Annotated in this window: 12 protein-coding genes; 4 read left to right on the forward strand and 8 right to left on the reverse strand. The window is 53.3% G+C overall.

Annotation, left to right across the window (positions count from 1 at the left end; translation table 11 throughout):
* Window positions 1–74: 74 nt before the first annotated feature.
* Genes rdgB through metX form a run of 4 tightly spaced genes read right to left on the reverse strand, consistent with a single transcriptional unit; the run spans window position 75 to window position 2,902 of the window.
* On the reverse strand, window positions 75–689 hold the full coding sequence (rdgB, locus tag I9W95_RS07985) for an RdgB/HAM1 family non-canonical purine NTP pyrophosphatase (RefSeq protein WP_225673638.1): 615 nt from the start codon (window positions 687–689) through the stop codon (window positions 75–77).
* Between the two features lies 1 nt (window position 690).
* Window positions 691–1,143: a DUF4426 domain-containing protein gene (locus I9W95_RS07990; RefSeq protein ID WP_225673640.1), complete on the reverse strand. Its 453-nt coding sequence runs from the start codon at window positions 1,141–1,143 to the stop codon at window positions 691–693.
* Between the two features lie 2 nt (window positions 1,144–1,145).
* On the reverse strand, window positions 1,146–1,748 hold the full coding sequence (gene metW / locus I9W95_RS07995; protein WP_225673642.1) for a methionine biosynthesis protein MetW: 603 nt from the start codon (window positions 1,746–1,748) through the stop codon (window positions 1,146–1,148).
* Window positions 1,745–2,902, reverse strand: a complete 1,158-nt coding sequence (metX, locus tag I9W95_RS08000; RefSeq protein ID WP_225673644.1) for a homoserine O-succinyltransferase MetX — start codon at window positions 2,900–2,902, stop codon at window positions 1,745–1,747. Before metX ends, metW begins: the two co-directional genes overlap by 4 nt.
* Window positions 2,903–3,260: 358 nt before the next feature.
* Between metX and I9W95_RS08005 the strand changes: the two genes are divergently transcribed.
* Entirely contained in the window at window positions 3,261–4,823 is a 1,563-nt protein-coding gene (locus tag I9W95_RS08005) for a PAS domain-containing sensor histidine kinase (RefSeq protein ID WP_225673646.1), read from the forward strand.
* A 9-nt stretch (window positions 4,824–4,832) separates the two neighbouring features.
* Here I9W95_RS08005 and I9W95_RS08010 read toward each other — a convergent pair whose 3' ends face one another.
* Together I9W95_RS08010 and I9W95_RS08015 are read right to left on the reverse strand one after the other, a co-directional pair.
* Window positions 4,833–6,053 (reverse strand): polyhydroxyalkanoate depolymerase, encoded by a 1,221-nt coding sequence (locus tag I9W95_RS08010; RefSeq protein WP_225673648.1) that lies wholly within the window; start codon window positions 6,051–6,053, stop codon window positions 4,833–4,835.
* Between the two features lie 247 nt (window positions 6,054–6,300).
* Window positions 6,301–7,329: an AraC family transcriptional regulator gene (locus I9W95_RS08015; RefSeq protein ID WP_225673650.1), complete on the reverse strand. Its 1,029-nt coding sequence runs from the start codon at window positions 7,327–7,329 to the stop codon at window positions 6,301–6,303.
* 127 nt (window positions 7,330–7,456) lie between these two features.
* On the opposite strand from I9W95_RS08015, the gene I9W95_RS08020 reads away from it, so the two are divergent.
* The gene (locus I9W95_RS08020; protein WP_225673652.1) at window positions 7,457–7,795 is read left to right on the forward strand and encodes a DUF962 domain-containing protein; all 339 of its coding nucleotides are present in this window, start codon (window positions 7,457–7,459) and stop codon (window positions 7,793–7,795) included.
* A 36-nt stretch (window positions 7,796–7,831) separates the two neighbouring features.
* Here the strand turns inward: I9W95_RS08020 and I9W95_RS18490 are convergent, their stop codons facing one another.
* Window positions 7,832–9,418 carry a methyl-accepting chemotaxis protein gene (locus I9W95_RS18490; RefSeq protein ID WP_225673654.1) on the reverse strand — a complete coding sequence of 529 codons (1,587 nt, stop codon included), beginning with the start codon at window positions 9,416–9,418 and terminating at the stop codon, window positions 7,832–7,834.
* 51 nt (window positions 9,419–9,469) lie between these two features.
* The gene (locus I9W95_RS08030; RefSeq protein ID WP_225673656.1) at window positions 9,470–9,742 is read right to left on the reverse strand and encodes a hypothetical protein; all 273 of its coding nucleotides are present in this window, start codon (window positions 9,740–9,742) and stop codon (window positions 9,470–9,472) included.
* Between the two features lie 305 nt (window positions 9,743–10,047).
* Between I9W95_RS08030 and I9W95_RS08035 the strand changes: the two genes are divergently transcribed.
* Window positions 10,048–11,679, forward strand: a complete 1,632-nt coding sequence (locus tag I9W95_RS08035) for an acyl-CoA synthetase (RefSeq protein WP_225673658.1) — start codon at window positions 10,048–10,050, stop codon at window positions 11,677–11,679.
* A gap of 122 nt (window positions 11,680–11,801) precedes the next feature.
* The gene (locus I9W95_RS08040) at window positions 11,802–12,518 is read left to right on the forward strand and encodes a DUF481 domain-containing protein (protein ID WP_225673660.1); all 717 of its coding nucleotides are present in this window, start codon (window positions 11,802–11,804) and stop codon (window positions 12,516–12,518) included.
* The last annotated feature ends 155 nt before the right edge of the window (window positions 12,519–12,673 follow it).

A 12,673-nucleotide genomic window follows, 5' to 3' on the forward strand; every position in this document is an offset into this window, starting at 1 on the left:
TCTTCTGTGTGACTGGGGTGATAAAACGAAAAAGCCCGCGCAGAGCACGGGCTTTCGGATGAATGCTCCGGCGCTCAGGCCTGCCAACGGGCCAGCAGTTGCTGAATAGCCTGTCCGCGATGAGAGAGTTGGTTTTTGCGCTCTTTGCTCAGGCTGGCCGCGGCACAGCCTTCTGAGGGCACAAAGAACAGCGGGTCGTAGCCAAACCCGTCGGTGCCTTCCGGTACCGTCAGAATACGGCCTTCCCAACTGCCCTGAAACACCTGCGGGGTCGGGTCTGCAGCGTGGCGCATATACACCAGCACACACTGGAAACGCGCCGTGCGTGCGGCTTCCGGCACATCGGCCAACGCAGCCAGTAACTTGGCATTGTTCGCCGCATCACCGCTGCCAAAACCATCATCGGCACTGGCGTAGCGGGCACTGTAGATACCCGGCGCACCCTGCAGGGCATCTACTTCCAGACCAGAGTCATCAGCCAGTGCTGGCAGACCGGTCTGAGCGCAGGCATTACGTGCCTTGAGGATGGCGTTCTCGACAAAGCTCAGGCCTGTTTCTTCTGCTTCCTCCACAGACAATTCTTTCTGTGAAATCAACTCGATATTCTGCTCGGCAAAATGCGTAGCAAACAGGGACGCGAATTCGCGCAACTTGCCAGCGTTACCGCTGGCGAGGACTAACTTGCTCATATCAGTCTTCGTAAAAACGCTGGTCAAATTTCACATCAAAGGTACGGGTTTCGCCATTCGGCTGTACCGCCAGTTCAATCTTATAGACGTCGGCCTGGTCAAAGCGGAAAGTGCTGATGTAGTACACAGCATCGCGCTCAACAACTTCACGGAACTCCAGTTCCTTTTTCTGGCCAATCAGATTTTTCATGGTGCCTTTAACGCTGCCGGTCAGTGACGCCATAACGCCCTCCTGATCGGTTTTCTTCAGAATAGAAATATTCAGAAAACCCAGCGAGCGTGAGCGGGGAATACCATAGGCTTCGGCAACGTCCGGCGTCAGGAAGCTGGAATTCAGCCCGATGTAGTGAATTTCGTAATCACCAAACACCTGCTTTTTTTCGCCACGATCAGCGTGGGCCGGAACAGCCAGCATTGCCAGGCTCAGCATCAGACTCATCATCAGTGTTTTCATAGTCACTTCCTCGTGATGTGATAAACAGCAATTTCACCCAGCATGGACGGCCACAGACGAATCGTCCAGTGCTCTTTATGTTCGTCATCCACCACCGTGCGATTAAGGATGCGAATACCCTTCTCGCGACACAACACCTCGAAATCACGGAAAGTGCACATGTGGATGTTCGGCGTGTCATACCAGTTGTATGGCAAGGTTTCCGACATTGGCATACGGCCTTTCAGCATCAGATAAAACCGCGTGCGCCAGTAACCGAAGTTAGGAAAGGTCACAATGGCTTCATCACCGATGCGCAGCATTTCATCAAGCAGCAGATCCGGACGCTGAACCGCCTGCAGAGCCTGCGTCATAATCACGGTATCAATGCTGTTGTCGTTGAAGTTGCTCAGGCCTTTATCCAGATCCTGTTCAATTACATTCACGCCATTGGCAATGCAGGCTGTGATTTTGTCCGGATTAATTTCCAGGCCATAACCGCGTACATTTTTCTCTTTTTCGAGATAGCGCAGCAGCGAGCCTTCACCGCAGCCGAGATCCAGAATCTGACTGTCCGGTTTAATCCACTGCTGAATAATTTTCAGGTCGTCACGTAATTCGTTCACTGACCACCTCCTGCGGTTTCGTTGGCGACGCGCGTCATGTATGCCCGGAAAATATCCATGTAACGCGGAATCGGCATCAGGAAAGCATCGTGGCCACTCTCAGATTCCACGCAGGCATAGCAGACATCTTTATCCGCCTGCATCAGCGCGTTAACAATCTCTTCTGAACGTGCCGGAGAGAAACGCCAGTCGGTCGTGAACGACACCACCAGGAACTTACACTGCGCCCGACTGATACAGGCAACCAGGTCGTGATTAAAATCACCGGCCGGATCAAAGTAGTCCAGTGCCTTGGTCATCAGCATGTAGGTATTGGCATCGAAGCGGGTGCTGAATTTCTCACCCTGATAATGCAGGTAGCTTTCTACCTCAAACTCCGGCGCAAAACTGTAATTCAGCTTGCCTTCTTTCAGCTCACGACCAAACTTCTGCCGCATCGCATCATCAGACAGATAAGTCAGGTGACCCAGCATGCGAGCCTGCATCAGGCCAGCTTTGGGAATAGTACCGTGTTCAAGATAGTGCCCGTCGTGGAAATCCGGGTCTTTGGCAATAGCCTGACGCGCAACTTCGTTGAAGGCGATATTCTGGGCAGAAAGCTTCGGTGCCGAGGCAATAATAACCGCATGGCGTACGCGTTCCGGAAACTGAATAGACCAGCGCAGTACCTGCATACCACCGAGTGAACCACCGACCACGGCAGCCCATTGCTGAATGCCGAGACGGTCAGCCAGACGCGCCTGACTGTTAACCCAGTCGCGTACCGCAACAATCGGGAAATCCGGACCGTAGGCTTTACCGGTCTCCGGATTAATACTGGTCGGGCCGGTTGAACCCGAACAGCCACCCAGATTGTTCAGGGCAACAACAAAGAAATGATTGGTATCAATCGCCTTGCCAGGACCAATTGCAGTATCCCACCAGCCTGGCTTCTTATCGTCCATGCTGTGGTAACCCGCAGCGTGATGATCACCACTCAGTGCATGACAGATCAGGATGGCATTGGAACGCTCGGCATTCAGCGTACCGTAGGTTTCCACCATCAGGTCATATTCGGGCAATACACGGCCACTCCGCAGCGTCAGCGGCTCGTCGAAGTGCAGTAACTCAGGCGTTACCAGACCAACGGAATCGTTGGGAATCACATCCGGCATGAGTGTTTCAATCCCACTAAAAAAACACGTGTATGGGCAGGGTTGCTATGGCGCGGAGTGTAACAGGCTTGAGGGCGGATAGCAGCCCAGCGATGCACAGTCACAGTGCACTCCGACTGGCTTCTCTGTTCCATCTGTCGACTGTCCTCAGGCGACAAAGTCTTGTGAACTTACATTCCAGAGGAAAAAGTTAACAAAGTTCCGACACTAAACACCTGTCAGAGCCGCTGTTTGCTCACCGAGGGTATATACACTCCCGGCCTCAACCACTACAGTAAACGCATTGTGAATAAGGACTTTTCCATGCAGTTAACACTGGCCTGCCGTACGTATCCATTACCCCCTGTGGGACCTGTCTATGGCTGATATCCCCCTCAAGCAACATATTCTGTCGCAAATCTGGCAAAACTCTCCCGACAACATGTTTCTGATGCGGCCGGGCAATGACGATTTCTACATGATCGATGCCAATCTCGCAGAACGCACCAGCTTTGAACTGATTTCGTCGCTGGCCAACGGCACCCCTTTGCGTAACCTCCTGCCAGCAGAGCTGTATGATCAGGTTACGGCAAACTACCGCCATTGCATGGAACTGCGCGAATCCATCAGTTATGAAGAAGCCGAAACAATCACCCGCCATGACGGACGCACCACCTGGTGGAGCACGATACTGTCTCCGATTCTGGATGATGACGGGCGAATCGCTTACCTGTTTGGTATCTCGCGCAATATCACCCGACTGAAAGAAGCGCAGAAAGCGGCGGAAACAGCGAACGAGGTGAAGACCGCATTTCTGGCCAACATGAGCCACGAAATGCGTACACCGCTGAACAGTGTCATGGGGGCAGCAGAACTGCTGAAAAACACCGACAGCGCAGAAGAACGGGAACAACTGTGCAATATGATTCTGAACGCGGCACAGACACTGACCCGTCAGACAACCGACATTCTTGACTATGCCCGTATCGACAGCGGCAATCTGACGCTGGAAAGTGAACCCTTCTCCATCGTCCAGGTATGCAACGACGTTGCCGACCTGCTGCGCAGCAATGCTGAAAATAAAGGCGTCGGCTTCGAACTGGATATTGACGACAGTATTCCCGGACGACTGACCGGAGATGCCGAACGCCTGAAGCAGATCCTGATTAATCTGGTTAACAACGCCATCAAATTTACCGACAGCGGTAAAGTCAGCCTGCATGTAAAACTGGAAAACCAGCTCGGTCAGGATTACCAGTTGCGCTTTGCCATCAACGATACCGGTATTGGTATCCATGAAGATGATTTGCCGAAACTGTTCCGCCCTTTCAGTCAGGTCGATCATTCATCAACCCGCCGTTATCCGGGGACCGGACTTGGCCTGGCTATCTGTCGTGATCTGGTCAAGGCCAAAAACGGTGACATCCGTGTACAAAGTACCCCGGGCATCGGCTCTACGTTTGAAGTACTGCTGAATTACCCTGCCAGCATTCTGCCGGAAGAAGAAGATGTTCGCGGTGATATTGGCGACAGCATCCGAACACAAAAGCTGCAGATTCTTCTGGCCGAAGACCACCGTACCAATCAGATGATTGTGTGCAAAATCCTTGGTCGTATCGGCGTCCAGGTAACCGCCGTTGATAACGGGCTGGAAGCGCTGGAAGCCTGCAAAAACCGGCGCTTTGATGCAATTCTGATGGATTGGCATATGCCGGTGATGGATGGTCTGGAAGCGACCCGACAGATTCGCCGCCTGAACAGCTACTATCAGAAATTACCGATTATTGCTCTGACTGCCAGCGCCTCTGAGGGCGATCGCGAACAGTGCCTGGATTCCGGTATGGATGATGTCGTGCTGAAACCGGTGAATACCGAAAAGATGGTGCGCACCATTCTGCGTCTGCATCTGGAGCGCAACCGACGAGCAAGAATTAAAGCCTGATGCTTAGCATCAGGCATTTGCTTCCATAAAGGCTTTTACCTTCGGGGCAATATTGTCGCGGAATTTCCGTCCGTTAAAGATGCCGTAGTGGCCAACACCTTCTTCTTCGATGTGCATTTTTTTCGCTTTCGGAATAGATGCACATAACTCCAGCGCACAGGATGTCTGACCTTTACCGGTAATATCATCCAGTTCACCTTCCACCGTCAGCAGCCCCATTGACTTAATTGCCTTAAGATCAATTTTCTCACCCCGGTACTCAATCTCACCACGCGGCAATTCATGCTCCAGGAAGACTTTCCGAATGGTATCCAGATAGTACTGAGCCGGCATATCCATCACCGCAAGGTATTCGTTGTAGAACTGGCGGTGCGCTTCTGCGCTGTCACCGTCACCACGAATCAGGTCGTTGAAGAATTTAAAATGTTTGGAAATATGGGCATCCATATTCATCGACATAAAGCCCGATAACTGAATAAAGCCCGGGTACACCAGCTGACCGCGTCCTTTGAAGCCACGCGGTACACGGCAGATAACATTCTCCTCGAACCATTCCAGATCCCGACCTGAAGCATAGTCATTAACGTCGGTCGGACTGATACGGGTATCCACTGGTCCACCCATCAGCGTCATGCTCTTCGGCAGATTCGGGTTCGCGTGTTTCGCCATATGGGCTGCCGCCACCAGCGCTGGTACACATGGCTGACAAACTGCCAGTACATGGGTATCCGGCCCCAGGGCTCCCATGAAATCAATCAGGTAATCGACATAGCTGTCAAAGCTGAAAGAGCCATCACTCATTGGCACATCGCGCGCGTTCTGCCAGTCGGTGATATACACCTCATGGTCACGCATAAATTCTCGAACAGTACCGCGCAGCAAGGTGGCAAAGTGACCAGACAGTGGCGCCAGAATAAGTACTTTCGGCTGCTGCAGACCACGCGTGCGGCGACGGAAATGCAGCAGATTGCAGTATGGCTTATGCATCACCACGTCATAGCTGATCGCAATTTCCCGGCCATTAACGATGGTGCTGTCAAGATCCCACTCCGGTTCTTCATAGTAATCCGTCAGACGCTCGGTCAATTCCAGAGACGCGCGGGCGGTACGAAAAAACCAGCTGCCATTGAATGGATTCCATGGCTGATAAAGCATCTGCCGGGTATGACGGGCAGCAACATGGACCGGAAGCATGGCTTCCATAATCCGGGCATTCAGTTTGTAGAGCATGGGGTGTCCCTCCCTGACCGCAGGGGCGGCGATGAAAATGGTTGCTCTGGATATCTTTATTATTGAAGCTAGCCTAGCAGAAAAAGTTTCTGACCGATCCTGTTGGCGAGAATCTTTGTCCGCTTGGGAAGACCAGTTAATCGTCTGTATCTGCTGGCCCGATTATGGATAATTGTCACCTGACCTGCCATTCTGAACGACGGCCATATGTGCTTAATAGCGAGCAGTTTCAACTATGTTTACGCGCTCAGTCTGACAAACGCGTTACATCCCGCCGCCAGCGCCCCGGGCTCACAGAAAACCACTGACGAAAGGCACGCTGAAATGTACTTTGTTCCTGATAACCAAGGCGCAGAGCAATGTCATTCAATGCTACGCCTTCTCTCAGTAAGCGCAAAGCAACTTCACGTCGGGTTTCTTCCAGCAGTTGACGGAATGTCTGACCGTGCAGGCGTAAACGCCGCTGCAGTGTACTGACGCTCACCCCGAGACATCCGGCGACCCATTCCCGATCGGGCTCCCCCAGCTGCAGAGCCTGTTCAATCCAGTAACGAATATGGGCTGCCGCATTCTGCTCCCGTAACTGCAACAAAGCCTGACGCGCTGCCCGCTCATGGCGAACGGCATCCGGCAAACGTGAAGGTACAGCTCGCTGCAGTACTTCTGCGGGAAAATACAAACTGTTTTCCGCAGCAGCAAAGTGTGGAGGGCATCCAAACCAGTCGGCCCATGCCTGCGGTTGAGTGGGCAATGAGCATTGCATCGTCGCCTGCAGTGGCGGCTGGTCCTCACTCAGCAGCCAGCGAATCATACCCGCCATAGCCACCAGTGCAGTTTGCTGAGACAACGCTGGCACCGGTTGCTGCGGTTCAATACGTATCAGCAGACCGCCCCTTTTTGCAGTCACCCGCAGATTAAGCGCTTCACCAATCAGTTTGTGAAAGCGCAGCAGTCTTTCCACCGCCTCTTTTACGCTGGCACTGGAGCGCAGAGCGTAGCTGATCACCGGTGCCTGCTCAGGCTGAAAGCCACGACCACAGATCAGCGCCAGATCGTCACCCGGGTAAGCAGCGGATACGGCCTGCCACAGTAGCGTTACCTGTTGCTGAGATACCCGCGCACCCGGGTCATCCAGCACCTCTCTGGCAATACCTGCAGATTTCAGCAGCGGCTCCGGAGACATGCCGGACTGTGCTGCACCATTCAGAATCAGGCGAACCCAGGCGGCCGAGGTGGTCGCCAGCGCAGGACGGTGAGCAGGGAAAGCGGTATGCATAAGGTGTTTATATCTGAGTGATCGCTGTCGCTGGAAAATACTACAGGACTACAACTTGACCCGAAATGCCAATATTCTGCTACCACTGGCGCCTACTCTGTAACGATAACAACAACAGGACAACGTCATGACTCAGCCCTCAACCATGAAGACTGAAGGTTTCAATTCCTTCGCTGAATTCTATCCGTTTTACCTCGGTGAGCACTCACACCCGGTATGCCGTGCATTGCATTACTTTGGCAGCATCGCCGCATTGTCTTTGCTGATTTACCTGCTGGTCAGCGCACAATACGCTCTGCTGCCGCTGGTTCTGGTGGCGGGCTACGGGCCAGCCTGGATAGGTCACTTTTTTATCGAGCATAACCGCCCGGCAACCTTTAAGTATCCGCTGTGGAGCTTTATGGGAGACTGGGTAATGCTGTCAGATTTTCTGCGCGGACGTCTGAAACAACGTATGCCACGCTGAGCGCTTGCCGGCGCGATTGCCGCGCCGGCTTTTCATTTAAAGACGGAACTGGCGCATTTGTTCGGCCAGCTGTTGCGCCATCGCTGCCAGCGCCTGAACTTCGGTCCGGCATACTGTCAGACCTTCACTGGAGCGCCCACTGAGGCCCGCAATGTTCTGCACGTTGCGGCTGATATCTTCCGTCACTGAACTCTGTTCTTCCGTCGCAGTCGCGACCTGATGGCTGAGCCCCACAACGTCGCTGACGTTGTCACTGATACTGCTCAGAGCTTCGCCCATACGCTCTGCGGCAGCCACAGTTTCACCCGTCGCACTGGCACCAGCCTCCATTGCTTTTACCGCTCGCTGCGAACCCTGCTGCAAACGTTCAATAATGGCTTCAATTTCACTGGTTGATTCCTGAGTGCGACGAGCGAGATTACGTACCTCATCGGCAACAACCGCAAAACCACGCCCATGCTCACCGGCTCGGGCCGCCTCAATGGCAGCATTCAGCGCCAGCAGATTCGTCTGCTCTGAAATAGCACTGATGACCTGAATTACCTGGCCAATATCATTCACCTGCTGCGCCAGCTGACCAATCGCCTCTGATGATTCACTGATATCCGCAGACATGCTACTCACCTGAGTAACCGAGCGCTCCATATCTCCGCGGATTCGACCGGCATCCTGACCTACGTTTTCCAGCTTGTTGGCTGTTTCCGTCGCATTGCGCGCCACTTCCTGCACCGTGGCTTCCATTTCATAAATGGCCGCAGCCACTGAATCCGTCAGCCGGCTCTGTTCTTCCGCCCAGCTGTGATTCGTCGCGACGACTTCTTCGATCTGCTCGGTGTACGTCTTTACGCTCTCGGCGGTACGGAGAATGCCGCGAATCATAGTGCCCTGCGATTCCATGAAGGCATTAAAGCCACGCGCCAGCTGCCCCAGCTCATCATTGCTCTCTGTTCGCAAACGCTGGGTCAGATCGCCACCGCCCTGACCAATACCGATCAGAGCCTGCGTCACCCGACGTAGTGGCCGGGTCATACGGTCAGCCAGCACAGCGATCAGACCGAGAAATATAAGAGCAACAACAATACCGACAACGGCCAGCGTCAATGTGGAGCGCTGCACCGTGCCATAGATCTCTGCACGCGGTACCTCAACCACCAGATGCCAGTCGACCTCGTCCAGTTGCAGACCCGCCGCCAGCATTTGTGTGCCATCTCGCTCAAACGCCACCAGCTTATCCGGGCCGGACTCAAGCAGCGCACGCGCCTGCTGTGCCGGCACATTGGCCGACAAATCAGTGCGCGATAGCTTGAGATCCGGGTGGATCAGAATCTGACCACGGTCATTCACCAGATAAACAACGCCCGTATCAGCGAACCGGAACTGGCGAATACGGTCAGCCATAGCCTGTAAACCGATACCCAGACCACTGATACCCAGCGCCTGTCCGTTACGCTCAATCAGAATATTGATAAACAGCGTCGGCTTACCGGTGCTCTTATCAACATCCAGCTCCAGCCCTTTTTTACGGCCGCTGTTCATGAATCCGAAGAACCAGCCATCACGCTCTTTGGTGACGGTCCGGTCAATGCCTTTCTGGGTGTAATATTTAAACGAACGAGCGGACACAAAGTGCGCACTGTCAGCCTGCTGACGGCGGGCGATAGCGCCAAGATATTCCTAATTCAGAGGCCATTCATCTGCTGGCTCACCACGCTCAATCCAGTCCTGCAGAATAGTGTTGTCGGCGATCAGTTCCGAGGCTGTAATGCCACCTTTCAGATCACGCTCAATCTCTTTACCAATTGCACGGATATTGGCTGGCAGAGCGGACCCCAGCCAGTAAGTTTCGAGCTGCTGGCGACTCTGCCAGATACTGATAGAGACAACCAGCGATAAACTCAGCAACAGGGCACCACCCATGCTGAGTAACAGTTTCTGGCGGATTGTCATAAAGGAGTCCTCGACTTAAACATATATTCAATAAAGCTTAGCAACGAACTCAGGTACTCATGAGACAAAATGCGCCTTGCACCGGATTGTCAGGCAGCACAGGTGTCAGTGAGGACAAATTCTTTTTCCCGGCGGCCTGAAGAGGATTACCACGAAGCTGACATACGTAGTATTACTGATTGGTTACTACCTAGGTCTCATACCCTGAGCGCACGTTCGGCATTTTAATGCGTTCCTGTTTTTCTGGCTCAATATGACATTCGCCCCGCCACATAATAACCAGCGGGGCTCAGACAGGGGGCTCTATGCAGCACTACAATATTTACGAAATGGGGCTGGAGCAGAATCCGGCTAACTACACGCCTCTCTCTCCGATCAGCTATCTGCAACGTGCAGCCTTCGTCTACCCGGAGCGCGTCGCTCAGATTCATCAGGATACCCGCTACACCTGGGCCCAGACCTATGATCGCTGTGTACGCCTGGCGTCTGCGCTGAATGGTATGGGCGTTAAGAAAGGTGAGACCGTTTCGTTTCTGTGCGCCAACATTCCCCCAATGTTTGAAGCGCACTTTGGTGTGCCAATGTCCGGTGCGGTACTGAACGCCATTAATACCCGTCTGGATGCCGAGGCAATTGCCTTCATCCTGCAGCACGCTGAAACCAAAATTCTGTTTGTCGATCGCGAGTTCGGTCCGGTAGCGAAGAAAGCTCTGGCCATGGTAGCGGTAAAACCAACCGTCATCGGTATTGATGATGAGTACTACAACGAAGGCGAGCTGCTTGGTGAAACCACTTATCAGGCACTGCTGGATCAGGCATCAACCGACTTCGACTATCTGCTGCCGGAAAACGAGTGGGAAGCCATTACCCTGAACTACACCTCAGGTACCACCGGTAACCCAAAGGGCGTGGTTTACCACCACCGTGGCGCCTACCTGAACGCTGCCAACAACATAGTGTCATGGGACATGGGTAAACACCCGGTCTATCTGTGGATTCTACCCCTGTTCCACTGTAACGGCTGGTGTTTCCCATGGACCATCGCTGCCGCGGCTGGTGTTTCCGTATCCCTGCGCCACGTACGTGCCGACGATATTTACAGCGCCATTCACACCCATAAAGTCAGCCATTTCTGCGGCGCGCCGATTGTGCTGAATATGCTTAACAATGCACCAGCAGAAATGAAGGGCAACATCGAGCACGAAGTGAATGCCATGGTCGCCGGTGCTGCACCACCAGCGGCAGTGATCGAAGGCATGGAACGTATGGGCTTTAACGTCACTCACGTTTACGGCCTGACCGAAACCTATGGTCCATGCATTCTGTGCGAATGGAAAGACGAGTGGAGCGATAAAGGCATCAGCGAAAAAGCGGCACTGAAAGCACGCCAGGGGGTTAAGAGCCCGATGCAGGAAGACCTGATGGTGGCCAGCCCTGACGATATGCAACCGGTACCTCGTGATGGTGAAACCATCGGCGAGATTTTCATCCGCGGCAACATCGTGATGAAGGGCTATCTGAAAAACCCGAGCGCCAGCGAAGAAGCGTTCAGTGGTGACTGGTTCCATACCGGCGACCTTGCCGTCTGGCATGAAGATGGTTACATCGAAATCAAGGACCGTTCAAAAGACATTATTATTTCCGGTGGTGAGAATATCTCCTCTATTGAAGTGGAAGACGTGCTCTACCGTCACCCGGATGTTGAAGAAGCCGCCGTGGTTGCCAAGCCTGATGACAAATGGGGCGAAACACCGTGCGCCTTTATTAAACTGAAGGCCGGTGCTGATGCCGATGAAAAATCCATCATCGATTTCTGCCGCAACAATATGGCGCATTTCAAAGCACCACGCCGTATCATTTTTGGCGAACTGCCAAAAACCTCAACGGGCAAAATCCAGAAGTTCGTCCTGCGCCAGCAGGCACGCGACGACGGCTGATTATCCACAAGAAAAGCCCGGTTTTTACCGGGCTTTTTTGTGTCTGGCCGAATCCGCCTTGCACCCCGAAGCTGACACCGTTACCCTGCGGCACAGACAAACATGAACCCGAGAGGACCGTTATGCGTCGTTCACTGTTGCTGATTCCGGCACTGATTATGCCCGTTCTGAGCGTTCAGGCTGAGGAAAAAGCCAACTCCCCATGGAAAGGATCTGCTGAGCTGGGTTCTATCCGCACTACCGGTAACACAGACACATCAAGCGTCAACGCTAAGTTCGGTGCTGGCTATAAAGGCGAAGTCTGGAATTCAGGCTTCAAGGTCGAAGCCCTGACCAGTAAAGAAGATGACATCACCTCAAAAGAGAAATACAACGCCGCCATCAAATTTGATCGCAACTTCTCCAAACACCACTACCTGACACTGCTTGCGGAGTATGAAGACGACCGCTTCAGTGGCTTTGAATATCAGTCCACCATCTCGGCCGGTTACGGTTATCGCGCCATCAATGAACAAGAGATGGAGCTCGACTTCGAGATCGGTCCTGGTTATCGCTATGACCGCCTGAACGAAGGTGGTGAAGAGGTCGATGAGACCGTTCTGCGTCTGGCTATGAATTTCGCCTGGACTATTCGAGAGGGCGTTGAGTTTATCGAGCTGCTGTCTATGGATGACGGTGCCGACAATACCATCTGGAAATCCGAAACCGGACTCAAGAGCCAGATCAACGGCAGCCTGGCCACTAAGCTGACCTACAAGGTGAAGAAGCAATCTGAAGTACCGGAAGGTACGGAAGACACAGATACCGAATTCGGCGTCACCCTGGTGTACAGCTTCTGAACGACAGACACAAAAAAGCCGGGGTTACCCCACTAGTGTCCCACAAATTTTCATTTGAACTTTTGTGGGACATTCCGGGCCCCTTGTCCTCATAGAGGGGCCTTACCCCTCTCGCCGGACGGGCTATCTCCCCGCTTCGCGCTGTTCTGGCTCGT

The organism is Thalassolituus marinus, assembly GCF_020320395.1.
GTDB classification, from domain to species: Bacteria; Pseudomonadota; Gammaproteobacteria; order Pseudomonadales; family Oceanobacteraceae; genus Venatoribacter; species Venatoribacter marinus.

What these genes read in the sequence shown, in the direction of transcription:
- I9W95_RS08015 (WP_225673650.1), bottom strand. Translation starts at nt 7,329, where the DNA reads ATGCATACCGCTTTCCCTGCTCACCGTCCTGCGCTGGCGACCACCTCG.
- I9W95_RS08035 (WP_225673658.1), top strand. Translation starts at nt 10,048, where the DNA reads ATGCAGCACTACAATATTTACGAAATGGGGCTGGAGCAGAATCCGGCT.
- I9W95_RS08005 (WP_225673646.1), top strand. Translation starts at nt 3,261, where the DNA reads ATGGCTGATATCCCCCTCAAGCAACATATTCTGTCGCAAATCTGGCAA.
- I9W95_RS08010 (WP_225673648.1), bottom strand. Translation starts at nt 6,053, where the DNA reads ATGCTCTACAAACTGAATGCCCGGATTATGGAAGCCATGCTTCCGGTC.
- I9W95_RS08020 (WP_225673652.1), top strand. Translation starts at nt 7,457, where the DNA reads ATGACTCAGCCCTCAACCATGAAGACTGAAGGTTTCAATTCCTTCGCT.
- I9W95_RS08030 (WP_225673656.1), bottom strand. Translation starts at nt 9,742, where the DNA reads ATGACAATCCGCCAGAAACTGTTACTCAGCATGGGTGGTGCCCTGTTG.
- metX (WP_225673644.1), bottom strand. Translation starts at nt 2,902, where the DNA reads ATGCCGGATGTGATTCCCAACGATTCCGTTGGTCTGGTAACGCCTGAG.
- I9W95_RS08040 (WP_225673660.1), top strand. Translation starts at nt 11,802, where the DNA reads ATGCGTCGTTCACTGTTGCTGATTCCGGCACTGATTATGCCCGTTCTG.
- rdgB (WP_225673638.1), bottom strand. Translation starts at nt 689, where the DNA reads ATGAGCAAGTTAGTCCTCGCCAGCGGTAACGCTGGCAAGTTGCGCGAA.
- I9W95_RS07990 (WP_225673640.1), bottom strand. Translation starts at nt 1,143, where the DNA reads ATGAAAACACTGATGATGAGTCTGATGCTGAGCCTGGCAATGCTGGCT.